This window comes from Streptomyces sp. NBC_00388 (assembly GCF_036061255.1).
Taxonomy (GTDB): Bacteria; Actinomycetota; Actinomycetes; order Streptomycetales; family Streptomycetaceae; genus Streptomyces.
In genome coordinates, this window is sequence record NZ_CP107948.1 from 3,191,320 (window position 1) to 3,204,973 (window position 13,654).

Annotated in this window: 13 protein-coding genes, 1 tRNA gene and 1 pseudogene; 4 read left to right on the plus strand and 11 right to left on the minus strand. The window is 65.9% G+C overall.

Going from position 1 to position 13,654, the window contains the following annotated elements:
* The gene (locus OG917_RS14390; protein WP_328317997.1) at positions 1–1,842 is read right to left on the minus strand and encodes a class I adenylate-forming enzyme family protein; all 1,842 of its coding nucleotides are present in this window, start codon (positions 1,840–1,842) and stop codon (positions 1–3) included.
* Between the two features lie 189 nt (positions 1,843–2,031).
* Positions 2,032–2,475 (minus strand): ATP-binding protein, encoded by a 444-nt coding sequence (locus OG917_RS14395; RefSeq protein ID WP_443059077.1) that lies wholly within the window; start codon positions 2,473–2,475, stop codon positions 2,032–2,034.
* A 512-nt stretch (positions 2,476–2,987) separates the two neighbouring features.
* Here OG917_RS14395 and OG917_RS14400 point away from each other — a divergent pair.
* Both OG917_RS14400 and OG917_RS14405 read left to right on the plus strand, forming a co-directional pair.
* Entirely contained in the window at positions 2,988–3,917 is a 930-nt protein-coding gene (locus OG917_RS14400) for an RNA polymerase sigma factor SigF (RefSeq protein ID WP_328317999.1), read from the plus strand.
* Positions 3,918–4,070: 153 nt separating this feature from the next.
* Positions 4,071–4,143, plus strand: a tRNA-Arg gene (locus OG917_RS14405).
* An 80-nt stretch (positions 4,144–4,223) separates the two neighbouring features.
* On the opposite strand, the pseudogene OG917_RS14410 reads toward OG917_RS14405, so the two are convergent.
* The 5 genes and pseudogenes from OG917_RS14410 to OG917_RS14430 form a co-directional block, all read right to left on the minus strand.
* A pseudogene (locus OG917_RS14410) lies at positions 4,224–4,664 on the minus strand (tyrosine-type recombinase/integrase); the annotation flags it as partial.
* A gap of 520 nt (positions 4,665–5,184) precedes the next feature.
* The gene (locus tag OG917_RS14415) at positions 5,185–5,628 is read right to left on the minus strand and encodes a hypothetical protein (RefSeq protein ID WP_328315493.1); all 444 of its coding nucleotides are present in this window, start codon (positions 5,626–5,628) and stop codon (positions 5,185–5,187) included.
* Positions 5,625–6,875 (minus strand): IS256 family transposase, encoded by a 1,251-nt coding sequence (locus OG917_RS14420; RefSeq protein ID WP_328315492.1) that lies wholly within the window; start codon positions 6,873–6,875, stop codon positions 5,625–5,627. The genes OG917_RS14415 and OG917_RS14420 overlap by 4 nt, the downstream gene beginning before the upstream one ends.
* A gap of 335 nt (positions 6,876–7,210) precedes the next feature.
* Positions 7,211–7,936 carry an adenylate/guanylate cyclase domain-containing protein gene (locus tag OG917_RS14425; protein WP_328318000.1) on the minus strand — a complete coding sequence of 242 codons (726 nt, stop codon included), beginning with the start codon at positions 7,934–7,936 and terminating at the stop codon, positions 7,211–7,213.
* Positions 7,937–7,950: 14 nt separating this feature from the next.
* Positions 7,951–8,475 (minus strand): Pycsar system effector family protein, encoded by a 525-nt coding sequence (locus OG917_RS14430; protein WP_328318001.1) that lies wholly within the window; start codon positions 8,473–8,475, stop codon positions 7,951–7,953.
* Positions 8,476–9,174: 699 nt separating this feature from the next.
* Here OG917_RS14430 and OG917_RS14435 point away from each other — a divergent pair.
* On the plus strand, positions 9,175–10,365 hold the full coding sequence (locus OG917_RS14435) for a YaaC family protein (protein WP_328318002.1): 1,191 nt from the start codon (positions 9,175–9,177) through the stop codon (positions 10,363–10,365).
* Between the two features lie 332 nt (positions 10,366–10,697).
* Here OG917_RS14435 and OG917_RS14440 read toward each other — a convergent pair whose 3' ends face one another.
* The 4 genes from OG917_RS14440 to OG917_RS14455 form a co-directional block, all read right to left on the minus strand.
* Positions 10,698–11,042 carry a hypothetical protein gene (locus OG917_RS14440; RefSeq protein WP_328318003.1) on the minus strand — a complete coding sequence of 115 codons (345 nt, stop codon included), beginning with the start codon at positions 11,040–11,042 and terminating at the stop codon, positions 10,698–10,700.
* Positions 11,039–11,764, minus strand: coding sequence for a GntR family transcriptional regulator (locus OG917_RS14445; protein WP_328318004.1), 726 nt, complete (start codon positions 11,762–11,764; stop codon positions 11,039–11,041). Before OG917_RS14445 ends, OG917_RS14440 begins: the two co-directional genes overlap by 4 nt.
* A gap of 8 nt (positions 11,765–11,772) precedes the next feature.
* Complete coding sequence (locus tag OG917_RS14450) at positions 11,773–11,997, minus strand: hypothetical protein (RefSeq protein WP_328318005.1); 225 nt, start codon at positions 11,995–11,997, stop codon at positions 11,773–11,775.
* 505 nt (positions 11,998–12,502) lie between these two features.
* Positions 12,503–12,781 carry a hypothetical protein gene (locus OG917_RS14455; RefSeq protein ID WP_328318006.1) on the minus strand — a complete coding sequence of 93 codons (279 nt, stop codon included), beginning with the start codon at positions 12,779–12,781 and terminating at the stop codon, positions 12,503–12,505.
* Positions 12,782–12,858: 77 nt separating this feature from the next.
* Between OG917_RS14455 and OG917_RS14460 the strand changes: the two genes are divergently transcribed.
* The gene (locus OG917_RS14460) at positions 12,859–13,623 is read left to right on the plus strand and encodes a GntR family transcriptional regulator (RefSeq protein ID WP_328318007.1); all 765 of its coding nucleotides are present in this window, start codon (positions 12,859–12,861) and stop codon (positions 13,621–13,623) included.
* Positions 13,624–13,654 lie beyond the last annotated feature (31 nt).

Consider the following 13,654-nt stretch of genomic DNA (forward strand, 5'->3'; position numbering starts at 1 on the left):
CTACCGCCCCGCGGCCACCTGCTCCTGGACCGGCCCGCGCAGCTCCCGCTTGAGCACCTTGCCCGTCGCGTTGCGCGGCAGCGGCTCCGCCCGCAGGAAGACGTACGCGGGGACCTTGAAGGCCGCCAGCGAGGTCCCGACATGCGCCCGGAGCGCGTCGGGAGTGGCCGCACTGCCGGCCCGCAGCTGCACGACGGCGGCGACCTCCTCACCGAGGACCGGGTGCGCGACCCCGAGCACCGCAGCGTCGAGCACATCGGGATGCTCGTACAGAGCGGACTCCACCTCGACGCAGTACACGTTCTCGCCGCCGCGGACGACCATGTCCTTGATCCGGTCGACCACGCTGACCCGCCCCTCCTGCACGGTCGCGAGATCACCGGTCCTGAACCAGCCGTCCTGGAAGGCGGCAGCGGTGGCGCCTGGAGCGTTCCAGTACCCGCGGACCAGGGCCTGCCCGCGCAGCCACAGCTCGCCGACCTCGCCGTCGGGCAGCGCGCGGCCGGCCCGGTCCGCGATCCGCACCTCGGTGGCAGGCGTCGGACGGCCGACACTCCCGGGGTGGGCGCGGTACTCCGCTCCGAAGTTCGCCAGTACGCCGCCGCTCGTCTCGGTCAGCCCATAGCCGTTCCGGGGCTCGATCCGTCCGCTGTGGCGGGCCACGACACTGCGTACGAGCTCGGGCGGGGCTGCCGCGCCCCCGGTGCTGAGCATGGCGAGGCTGTCCAGTCCGTCGCCACCGCGCTCGGCCGCTTCCAGCAGCTGCAGGGCGGTGGCGGGCACGCCCGCGTAGTGCGTGATGCCGTGCGCCCGGATGGCTGCCAGGGCCTTGTCCGCGTCCCACTTCCGCATCAGGACGAGGGTGCCGCCCACGGCCATCGCCGAATAGACGCTGGTGAAGGCGGCCACATGGAAGAAGGGGAAGGTCATCAGCGCGATGGGCGCGGGCCCCTGGCCGGGCACCGTGCCACGCGCCAGCGCGGAGGCTGCCGCGTGGTAGAGCGGGTTCATCATGGCGCCGACCTGCGCGAGGTGCGTGGCGACCGCGCCCTTGGGACGGCCCGTGGTGCCCGAGGTGTAGATGATCGTGGCGTCGTCCTCGGGGCGGACCTCCACATCGGGCGGGCCGAGCGCCGAATCGGCGGCGGGCAGCTCGGCGTAGCGCTCGAAACGGTCCGCCCCGCCGAGGGGTGTGTCATCCGCACCGTGGTGGAACGCGAGGATCCACGGCCGGTCGCCGCCCCGCGGCTCCCCCGGCCCGGCGTCCTGCCCCGGAATCCGGCCCCGGTCGCGCACCTCTCCCGCGGCCTGGCCCTTACCTTGGCCCTGCCGCCCGGCCCAGGGCAGCACCCGCCCCAGCCGCTCACCGTCGACGATGAGCAGCCGTGGCCCGCAGTCGTCCAGGGCGTACGTGAACTCGTCCTCGGTCCACCAGGCATTGAGCGGTACGGCGACGAGCCCGGCCAACTGCGCGGCCCAGAAGGCGATCTGCCACTCGGGGTGGTTCCGCATGGCGATCACGGCGCGGTCACCCGGCGCGAGCCCGTACACATCCACGAACCGCCGGGCGAGCGCGGAGGCGGCGGCGAAGAACTCGCCGTAGGTGTACGTACCGCTCTCGGCGACAAGGAACGGCTGGTCCCCGAAGGCCCAGACGGATTCGACGAACTCCCGCAGGGTGCGCGGTCCGCTCGCGTACACCGGCGAGCCGTCCTCCGCGGCGACCACGGCGAAGGGGGCGCCGGGGGCACGCAGTGCGGCTTCGACCGCGGCAGGATCGAGGCCGGACGCAGGAGGGGCGGCGGGATCGGGGGAAGCGGCGGGGGGCTCGGTCTGCGGCACTGAAGACCCTTTCTAAGCGCTTGCTCAGTCCCCTGGGACGCTATGCCCGCATCTGCACCGGGTCAAGAACACGCACCACTCCGCCGCCGGCCGCCCGCCAGGAGCCCCGGGCCGCCACCGCCCGTCAGGAGCCCCGGGCCGCCACCGCAAGGCGGCGCCACCCGGCGACCGGCTCGACGTGGCGGCGGCTCAACGCAGCACAGTGGCGCAGACGACCTTTCCGCCGTCTGGTCCGGTCCGCACGGCGACCGTACGGGCGAGCCGCTGCACCATGGGCCAGCCGAAGCCGCCCGTATGCCCGGTGAGGTCGGGGGTGCGGTCCTGCGGATGCGCCGGACTGGGGTCGGCGACGGCGACTTCGACACTCCGCCGGTCCGCACGGAGCCGCATGACGGTCACACCTCCGGCGTGCCGCAATGCGTTGGTGACGAGCTCGGACACCACGAGAACCAGACTCTGCGCGGTGTGCGCGGGAGGAGCTGGATGCAGTTCCGCGAGAAACCCGGAGACCGCCTCCCTGGCCTCGGCCGCGAGACGCGGCCGACAGGACCAGTCGGCGGGACGGGGGCCATCGACGCCGGACTCATCACGGGCCTCGACAGCGATGCGCTGCTTTTCGAACTCCTGCTGCATACGACTCACCCCGCCGATAGAAACGTTCCCTGGAAACGCCCTTCTTGGGCACGCCCGTCGCTTTCCTTGTGATGGCGCGCTTACCCCCGGCGAGAGGATCCAGTAGTAATGCGCCTCAATTCACTCGTATGCATGGAACGGAAAGGGCTGGGCAGCCGCAGTTCCGGCGGGCACCGTCGGAACCGGCACACCGCTCCCTTCGCCCCGGTCCGGGGCAGGTGACAGGCGGCAGGTGGCAGGCGCAGGCGGCGGGCACCTGGCAGGCAGATCCCGGGCGGCGCCCGACCCCGCCGCATCCGAGGACCGGCCGCCCGGCGGACAGCCGCTCGGCAGACAGCTACCCGACGGACAGCCGCTCGGTAGATATACGACAAATCGGAGGAGCACCACAGGGAGAAACACAGACAAACCACCCCATTCATCCCCTCTTTTCTACCGAGGGGATTGAAGCCGCGACCCCAGGGCAGGAGCGAATATTGAACGGGGTCCGCTACTTGGGGAGGCTGAAGAACATGACGCAGAATTCCGCGCATGCCGCCACGACTGAGTCGGCACCTGGCGTGTCGGCATCGGCCGAGTCGGCGCTGGCGACACTTGCCGCGACCGCGCCGGCGGAGGTGGGCGACCTCCCCTGGATCGAGGACGCGGGCAAGGTGGCCCCGAAGGACGCGCGAGCACTTTCCAAGATCTTTTTTGACCAGCTCCAGGTCCTCGAAGAGGGCACGCCCGAATACCAGTACGCCCGTAACACCCTTATCGAGATGAACCTTTCACTGGTCCGCTTTGCGGCGAGCCGGTTCCGTCACCGCGGCAGCGGCGAGATGGAAGACATCAACCAGGTCGGCACGATCGGTCTCATCAAGGCCATCGACCGGTTCGACCTGTCCCGCGAAGTCGAATTCACCACCTTCGCCGTTCCTTATATTGTCGGCGAGATCAAGCGCTTCTTCCGCGACACCAGCTGGGCCGTCCATGTCCCGCGCAGGCTCCAGGAGTTGCGCGTCGAGATCGCCAAGGGCAAGGAGCACCTGGCGGTCCTGCTCGACCGCGACCCGACCGTCGCCGAACTGGCCGAGCACCTCGGGCTCACCGAGGACGAGATCGTCGAGGGCATCGTCGCGAGCAACGGCTACACGGCCGGCTCGCTGGACATGCCGAACGAGTCGAATGGCGACGGCCAGGCCACCAAGAGCGGCCGCACCTTCGCGGACGTCCTGGGCGAGGCCGACCCCGCGATGGAGACGGTCGAGGATCTGCACGCCCTGGCGCCGCTGCTGAGCAAGCTGGACAGCCGCGAACGCCGCATCGTGGAGATGCGCTTCGGCGAGGAGCTGACCCAGTCCCAGATCGGCCAGCAGCTGGGCATCTCCCAGATGCACGTCTCCCGGCTCCTGTCGCGCATCCTGAAGAGCCTGCGCAGCGGAATGCTCGTGGAGGAGTAATCCGCACGCCCCCCGCTCCACTCCACGTCGCGCCGCGCCGGTCACCACCAACCCCGGGTGCCCGGCGCGGCCACAGAGCCGGGGCGGGACAGGCAAGACCCTCGGAGCTCCCATCCGGTACCCTGTCGGGGGTCGGTCACTGACCGACCGCTCGCCTTCGTAGCTCAGGGGATAGAGCACCGCTCTCCTAAAGCGGGTGTCGCAGGTTCGAATCCTGCCGGGGGCACACAGGTCAAAGGCCCCCCACCTACGGAAATCCGTAGGTGGGGGGCCTTTGGCATCTACTTTTGACATCAACGGGCACGGTCACTGACGACCGGGACGCCTCTTGAGCAGCCGGTCCATGTGACTGATGGCCTCGCGCTGTGTGTCCTGTACGACGTGCGCGTACACGTCCATGGTCATGCTGATCTGGCTGTGGCCGAGGATCTCCATCACCACCCGGGGCGCCACTCCGGCCGCTGTGAGGAGCGTCGCCGTTCCGTGGCGGGCGTCGTGCAGGCGGACCACGCGCAGTCCGGCGGACCGGGCGACGCGAGTGAAGGAGCGGTAGACGTTCCTCGGCTCGACCTGGTGACCGGTACGGGTGGTGAAGACGTAGTCGGACTCCTGCCACCCCTCCCCCGCCTTGACGCGTGCAGCCGCCTGACGCATCCGGTGCCAGCGCAACGGGGCGATGCACAGCGCGGGCAGCGGAACGGTTCGACGGCGACGGCTCTTGGGATCGTCGTCGTAGAGAACCCCACGGCACAATCAGCTCGCCCCGCCGAAGGCCCATCGCGATCGCGCCATGATGGGCGCCGGCTGAACACGAGCCGGTGAGCGCGGACCCGTTACGGAGGATGAGCCACGAGGACGCGGTCCGACTGGCACGGCGCCTCATGGAAGCCGACACCGCGACTGAGGCGGAGGCAGACGAGCTGCTCGAAGCGTTGGTGCGTAGCCTGGCGTGTCCCCACGTCAGCGACTACATCTTCTGGGACTTCGATCCGAGCCGACGGCTGAGCGAGTTGCCGACCGGGCGTTGGCTTAAAGGCCGATCGCTCTCTGAGGGCTAGGACGCCCAAGCCGCCTGAGTGGCTGGTGCGGTAAGAGTTTCTCTACTTCATCAAGGCCCGCGCACGGCGCGGGCGCGGGCCGCCTCAGCGGCCCGGCCTGCCTCCCGTCTGCGCCCCGGCTGGCCGGGCCCGGCGGCCCGCTGCGTGCATGCGGGCGAGGTCAGGAAAAAACACCCTCTATGGCTGGGGCGGTCGGCTCCGAGCAATAGTCAAGAGTTGTGGGTGGGGCCTTCCGACGCGGGGATCTCGGCTGCTGCGAGCCCGGCTTCGTCGCGCACCTGTGGGTCGGAGTGGTGGAGGAACGGCTCGATCAGCAGCCGGGCCCGCGGGTCGTGGGTGGCGCCGAGGATGTAGAGAGCGTGTTCGAGGAGTTCGCGCTCCATCGTCGGCATGGCGGACGCCAGGGGTTCGACAAGGTCCAGTGGCAGGCGGTGGTGGTTGAACGCCTCGCTGATCGAGTTCAGGGCGGACTCGCGGACCCTGGTCACTGATTCGTTGAGGGCCAGGCTGACCAGGCGACCGACGACCAGGCGGGCGGTGTCGGTGTCGAGTGCGGTGCCGCGCAGGCGGTCCCCGAGGTCGGCGGCGGCGACATCCCGACGGTTCGGATCACGGTCAGTCAGCGCTTCAAGTGCCGCAAACACGTCGTTCATGCCGCCACCTCGACCCGCTCGACCAGGACGCCGTTCTCGAAGCGCGCACCGGAACGGACCAGGGCCACGAGGTGGGCGCCGGTGATCGCGCGCCATCGCGCCTGGGCGGACTCGACGAGCTTGAACACCATCGCGAGCGCGGCCGCCGGGCTGCCGGCTCCCCGGGTGACCTTGGTTCGCAGCTTGACCGTGGAGAACGTGGACTCGATGGGGTTCGTGGTCCGCAGGTGGATCCAGTGCTCGGCCGGGAAGTCGTAGAACGCGAACAGTTCCTCCCGGTCGTCGGTGATCTTCGCGACGGCCTTGGGGAACTTGGCGCCGTAGGTCTTCGCGAACGCCTCGATCGCCTTCTCAGCGTGGCCGCGGTCCTCGGCGTTGTAGATCTCCTGCATCGCCTTCGTCGCCCCCGGCTGCGCGGACTTGGGCAGGCAGTTGGTGACGTTGCGGGATTTGTGAACCCAGCACCTCTGCGGCCGGGCGGCCGGGAACACCTCGGCGAGCGCCCGCCACAGGCCCATAGCGCCGTCGCCGACGACCAGCTCGGGGTCGCGCATGCCGCGGCGTCGGCAGTCGCGCAGCAGGTCGGCCCACGACTCGGTGGACTCCCGCAGGCCCTCAGCCAGCGCGATCAGCTCCTTCGTGCCGTCCAGTCGCACGCCGAGCAGGACCAGCACGCACGAGTGCGCCTGGCCGAGGCGGACCTTCGGGTGCACGCCGTCGGCCCAGACGTAGACGTAGTCACGGTCGGACAGGTCCCGGGTCTGGAAGGCCGCATGGTCGTCGCTCCACTGCTTCGTCAGCCGGGTGACAGTGGCCGGGGACAGGCCGGCGGCGCCGCCGAAGAACTGCTCCAGCGCGGGGACGAAGTCCCCGGACGACAGTCCGTGCAGGTAGAGCAGCGGCAGCACCTCGGAGATCTTCGGCGACTTGCGGCACCACGGAGCCAGGATCTTCGAGGAGAACCGCTTGCGCTCGCCCGTTGCGTCGTCGACGCGTCGGTCGTTCACCCGCGGCGCGGTGACCTCGACCGGGCCGGCCGCGGTGACCACGGTGCGGGGCCGGTGGTGGCCGTTGCGGACGACCAGGCGGTGCCCACGCTCGTCGGTCTCGGCAGCCAACTCGGCTATGTACTGGTTGACTTCCGCCTCCAGCGCGGCGGCCAGCATCCGACGGGCGCCCTCGCGGACGATCTCGTCGATCAAGGAGCCGGACTGGGTCGAGCCGTCGTCAGTGATTACGCTGAGCACGGGCGTGCCTTCCCGACCCGCGCTGCAACGCGGGCCTACTCGGAGACCATCAAAGGATCATTCGGGAAGGTACGCCTTCCGCGTTCCTGCCGGAACTGATCCACAGGTCTCCAGCATTGCTCGTCGGCTCCACGGCTTTAGGCAGCCATTTTGGGGCGAGCCTCTAAGATCACGGCCCAACGTCGTGCTTTAGCGGGCAGGCCCACAGACTGCCCGACTCGCCATCAGCTTAACGGGCCATGATCACTCGTCCCAAATCAGCTCCGCCGACCTTGCGACTTCACCAAGCACGCCGCCGACCGAACTAAGCAGAGCACCGGTCAGATTCGAGTGCTTCACTTGCAGTTCTCCTTGAACCATTCTTCCATGGCCGAGCAAACGACATCCCCCGTATAGCACTGGCGACCGTGGTCGTAATTGAGCAGTTTTTGATTGTGGTCGTTTAGATTTTCATAAAACACAGACGACGTTACGAGAGCAGGCACGTTCCAGCTACTGTTCCCGTGATTGGCGAGCTTGGCCGCGTGATTCACAACGTCCCCCATATAGACCACGTCATTAATCCCACTCCCGTTATAGCCCGCCTTGATCATCAAAGCCCGCCCCCAGGACATTCCGATGCCCACCTTGATTGGGACAGAATATTGCGCCTTCTTCATCTCATAGTTCAGAATATTCGCCATGGAATTAGCCTGAGCCGCCATAGAGAATACTGCATCAATATCCCTCTTGAGCGGGGTGTTAACCACGGCCCACGTAGCGTCACCAGCAATGTTGACCTCTCGAGTATTCGTGTCACCGTTGAAGATGGCAACTAGCTCGGAAAGGTAGGCGCGATAGATTCGCGCCAGCCGAGGACGCTTGTAATGATTGGGGAGTTGGGATGACTCTCGAATGTCAACGAAGATTGCCGAACAGTTCGCATAGAATCCGTTCGAGAAAGTCAACTTGCTCCGGTCCGGCAGCGAGTCCACTTCCTCGAAAGTCTGCGATCCGGTCAGATACTCTCGAATCCTGGCGGCACTCGCGACATGGCTATACGCCTTGTGATTACTGTCCATTAGGCACCACCATTCTAGTTGACGACACGCAGCGCTGACGTGATAGCGAGCAGCAAAAGAGCGACGAGCAGGAAGCGAATCGACCGACCGCCCCACATGTACTTCCTATGCGCCACTTTCGCGTTGGCCCACCCTTGCCCTGCAATCTCAGTAACGAGAGCCTCGGCATTTTGTGTGAGAGCGATCAAAGATTCTGCATATGTACCACTATCCGCATGCCCTCGCGCGATGTGGTGAAAATAGAGCAGGCTGGTGGGTTCTTCGGACATCTTGAGACGAGGCCAGAGCACCAGACCGGCGCACACCCCCGCCCCGGCGACTGCGAGTCCGCAGAACATCGAGCTGAAGATCAGCCAAGTGGACGGCGACCCAACGTCCTTGACGATGTTGTAAAGCACTCCACCAGTGACACCAGCAGCGGCCAAAGCCGCAGCAGCCTTGGTCTCAGCGTGCTTGATCCAATCTATGACCAATCCCAACGCCTTCCATGCGTGGTCGGCGTTTGGGACAGGCTTGGGAGCAGGAGGCGTTTCCGTCACACAACCATCATCCACCGCACCACTGACAATCGGGATGCTGTTAGCGAAACCACTCCGCGCAACGGTTCTCCGGGCTCGCACCCGGCCAAGTCGCTGAAAGTGGCGTCCAGTTGTTCTTAGCTGTACGAACGAGCGCTCCCGGACCGTCCTGGGGCCGCGCAAGGACGCTCATTGATTACCAGCGCTGACAACTGACGACTGCTGCGCCGCAGTTCAGAGCGATGATCCAGTAGAAAGCCACAGGTCACGGCCGCCGATGATCAGTTGTGGCTCAACAGCACAGCACTACGACTGGGCCGAGCACAGGCTGCCTTGTGCTCGACCTGCGTTGAACACTCGTCCACGTGTGGATAGGACCCGGGCCAGCCCGTTCCGCGCTCAAGGACGATGCCTCCGGCGGGGGATCGGCCGGCACCGGGTGGGAGGGGGCGCCGTTCCCGGCCGCGGGCACATCGTGGTGAGCGTGGGGAGGTCTCCCATCCCGTCCACCGTCGACCCAGGCAGAGCCGAGCAGACGTGGTCCACGGTGTGTGGGTCGACGGCGGACGGGATGGGAACAGGGGGTGGAGATGGGGTTGCCTTAACAGGGCCACCATTCCGAGCAGGACGCCGCATTACTAGTTGCAAGGCGCGCAAACCTGTCGACAGGCCACCTGAGACCAGCAATCATGGGGCAAGCGAGGGCTACTTGGAGGGCAAATGACAGATATGCAGCAGACGTGGAGATCCCTGCGTTCCTTACGCTCTTCCCCACCTGACCCTGTCAGGCAGAACAAGAGGAAGAAGGACGTTTTTTCTGCCTCACTAGAGCAGTCGGAACAATATTTTAGAGCCGCAGAAGAAGTCGGGTATGAAACTCGCCCCGTGCTCGCTTTCTATGGCCTTTCCCAGATGGGTAGAGCTATCGCGGCGGCAACGCATACCGACAGGTTGAGCGACCCCGAGGATTGGCAACTCTTCGGTCACGGAATTAGAGTCCCAGGGATATCCCAAGCTGCCACACGAGGAAACATTGGCGCGCTGACGATTCGCGACCAGGGAAAAGGATCTTTTACTCAGCTGGCCCGCTTCCTGGAATCTCCATCACTCCCCGCCCCCGTGCAACTCGCTGAACTTTGGGACTCCATCCCAGAAATGAGGGGGCACACACTCTCCGACAGGGACCATTATCCGGCCTTGGAAATTTCAGAAGGTTCGGATCGCACTCGCGACGACTGGGGGGACCGCGGTTCGCCGGGCGTGCTTGTGCTGACTGGAGTCCCGAAAAAATTGCCGTCGCTCGGGGATTTCCTCAAGCATTATCCAACAGTGTGGCCGCTGGAGGGCTTGCAGGAGTACAGCTTTCTAGCATCCCCAAGAGGCGGCCTGGAAGGGCAAATTTATCTGAACCCTCTACGCAGGTACGCCTCAGGTGGCTTTGCCTCTTTACATGGGACTCGATACCGCGGCCGCTCAATCGCTTTTCCGGCACTTACCGGGAATTCCCTTCCCATGCACCCGCTACTTGCATGGTGGGCGGCGCTACACGCACTCTCCATGCTGGCCCGCTACGAACCCGCAACTTGGGCGACTGCCGTGAACGTCGACACAAGCAAACAAGCAGTCCCAATCGAGCATTTGCTAGACGAAGCCCTTTACGCAGTGCCAGCTTTGGCCCTAGAGGTAATGAGTGAATACTCTTTAAGCGACCACGATAGAAGGCAAGCCCGCTCAGACAATGAGAAAAAACACAAGAGGAAAGAATACAGGACTTTTTCCGAGATTGGCCGCTCCGTGATGGCGGAATTTCGCCATAAGGTGCCACCAGCAAAGAAAAGCGAGAAACAGGACCGCAATAGAGGAAAAGGCAGCGGTCGTGACGCGGGCGCCCCTCCGGATCATGGTCGCTGAAGATCTCGGCAGAACTGGTCGCACCACATGAGTCCGAGACTGGGGGCTTGCCGTCCGGTCAGGCATGCCAAGGGAGAGTGCACGGCGTGCCTAACTGCCTGACAATCGCAACGCCAACCGCGAACAACCGTGGACCTCAGCGGACCACCAGCGCAGGTGACAGGCCCAGGAGACCAGGAGCAGAGCGCATCCCAAGTTGCTTCGGGACGAAGAGGTCGTGTAGAAACCCCAGCCTCTGCTATGCGCTGAGGTGTATGTCGAGCTGGTGGATCAGTGTAAGGGAGCCCCAGACGGGGGCTGGGGCTCCCCTGCGTTGGAGGTTTCCTTTGTTGCTAGCCAAAGGCTGCTGCCGGGAGTCGCGGACCCTCGCCGTCCTCTTCGCCATCACCGAACTCCGGTGCAGACAGACGGTGACCGCGGCTGATCGCTACGCGGAGGACATCGCGCAGAGCTCCCGTCAAGTCCACCGCCAAGACGCGCAGCTCCTCCAGGTCCGCATCCCTATCGCCAGGTACATCCGTCGCTTCCAGGAGTTCGGCAGCCAGGCCGAGTTGTACCGCTTCGGTGTTGTCAGCCAGGCGGGACAGGTAGCTGTCGGCGTCGTCGGTACTCAGGTAGCAGGGCTTGCCCTCGGGGCCCGACCATGGGAGGAGTCGCAGCTCGTTATGGGTGATCATCCTTCCGTTCCCCTCTCTTCTCTCGTCGTGCGGTTGGTGAACAGGGCGTCTGCGCGGTCGCCGGGAAGCACCAGGAGTGCCGCCTCGACGACGCGTCCCGTGGTGTCGGCCGCCAGGCGAGTTATCGCGAGCACTGGCAGGGCCGAGCTGATTCGGAGAGTCGCTGCTTCCGATGGTGTCGGGAAGCGCGCGGTGACCTGTTCTTGGACCTCGGCCAAAGGCGGGCGGAGTTGAGCAAGCCGGGAATCCACTCCCTCGTGCCAGAGCGACTCGTCGTACCCGTCAACAGGTGCCAGGTCGCGGGGAACGTAGATGTGGGCCAGGCTGTGCGGTGAGTTCCCGTCGTGGCAGAGGCAGAGGAATTCCGTCAGCGGACTGCTTGCCGGCACACGCAAGAGACTGGCCAGATGTCCTCGTGCATGAAGCTGGGTGGCGCGGACGTTGATGCGGAGGGGTGCCGGGGGCGGGGTTGCCATATCGGATGTGCGACCGCCGCCGATGTACGTGATTCTGCGCAGGGGGTACCGGACGAAGTTCCCCCTGCCGTGGATCTTCTCCACAAGCCCTTCTCCTTGGAGAATCGCGAGAGCGCTGCGCAGTGTCGGTGCCGTGTAGCGAGTGGCGAGCTTTGCCTCCGAGGGCAGTCGTTCGCCGGCTTTGATGCGGCCGGTCGAGATCTGCTCCCTGAGATCGTCGGCGATGACCTGACGGCGGGAAGCCACGGGCACCGTCACCACCTTCCCGACATCCGCAGTGCGACGAGCCGGGTCCGCGAGTGCATGGTGAGCAGTTCGCCGGACTCGAAGCGAAGCCGCTTTGCGAATCCCGGCAGTTGAAAGATGTCGGCCACGCGGCACGGCTGGCCGCCGATCTGGATGACGTCGCCGCGCTGGACGCTGGCCGAGGTGATCTCGACGTTGGCTGCGATACCCCCGCTGGGCGCCCATCTCCTCATGTGGCCAACTCCCTCTGGGTGGGCGGGACGACGATCGGGTGGCAGGAGCAGTCGCACACTTCGTAGATCACGGGGACTCCGACCGGTGCCACGGCCGGAGTGGAGTGCGCGCATTCGCGATGAGTACCGATCGAGCACGAACTCGACTTGTAGGAGGCCGCCTTCATCGCCACGCGTGGCTGCTGACGAGCGGGCATCAGAGGGCCTCCGCCGCGGTAAGCCGGGTGCGGAGAAGGGAGGCGGGCAGTACAACTGCCTGGTGTCGCCGCCTCCGTTCCTCACTGGCCAGCACATATGGGCGGACAAGCTCCATCTCCTGCCCGACGAGAACCTCGGTGTGGCCTTGGGGCCGCCCTGTCGACGGCGAGGGCGGATTGGAGGCGCTGAGGTGAACGACTCTCGTTCGGGTGGGTGTTAAGGGGTGGCTGTGCAGACTCTTCGAGAGGCACCGCTCACTGGTGCGTGAGAGGGCACGGCGGATACGGTTGAACAAGCTGATCAGCTCCTATCGCTGATGGCCAGGTCCCCGGACATCGCCCGTCGCGGGGACCGTTCTGCATACGGCGGCCCATAAAGTGCGGCCGTTCACGTTGCTGGCGAGAAGGCCGAAACGATCGGCAACCGCCACCACCTCCAGGACCTCCCTCCATGAGCCGGCGGGGAAGTCGTCCGGCACCTCCACTTCGATCGACGTGTGTCGCGCGTACTGCTCCACGCGCGGGGTGAGTCCGGCGGCGGACAACCGGGCGGCGATGTTCTCGGCGCTCAGTTCGGAAGCGGGCACAGGTGTCTCCGTCGCCAGGTGATCACATTACGTGAAGCTAGTTAACTAGATTAGAGCTAGTGGACTAGATTTTCCATATGCCTGAGCAGCCGCCCTATCTCCGCATCGCCGACACCCTTCGGCAGCGGATCGCGGATCACGAGTGGACGCCGGGCGATCGGCTGCCCTCACGCGCCCAGATCGCCCAGGAGTGCGGCGTCGGCGAGAACGTGGTCCGGCGGGCTCAGGAGCTACTGATCTCCCAAGGTGTTCTGGAAGGACGCGCCGGTTCTGGCACGTACGTCGCCGAGCCCCGCCGGCGCGTGCGAGTGGTCCGCTCCACGGCGCGCGAGCAGCGCGACGGTTCCCCGTTCCGCGCGGACATGAAGGCCCTGGGCAAGCAGGGGGACTGGGAGAGCAGGACCGAGGCCAAGGTCCCTGCCCCGACGGACATCGCGGCTCGGCTCGGTATCACCGAAGGCGACCTGTGCGTCCGTACCGTGTACGAGTTTCTGGCCGACGCCAGGCCGGTGCAGTTGTCGACGAGCTGGGAACCGTACGACCTCACCGCCGGCACACTTGTCGTCCTTCCCGAGGGTGGGCCGCACGCCGGGGCGGGCGTCGTGAACCGCATGGCCGAGATCGGCATCACCGTCAGCCACGCGGTGGAACAGCCGGAGCCGCGGCAGGCGACCACCGAGGAGGCGTCTCTCCTCGGCATCCAGAAGGCCGCACTCGTCACGCACATCCGACGGACGTACTACAGCGACGAGGGACGGCCCGTAGAGACGGCGGACATCATCGTGCCCGCCGCTCACTGCGAGATCGTCTACGAGGTCCCGATCAACCGTCGAGACCGTTGACGCAGGCGGTACCGTCCTTGAACGGACGCGG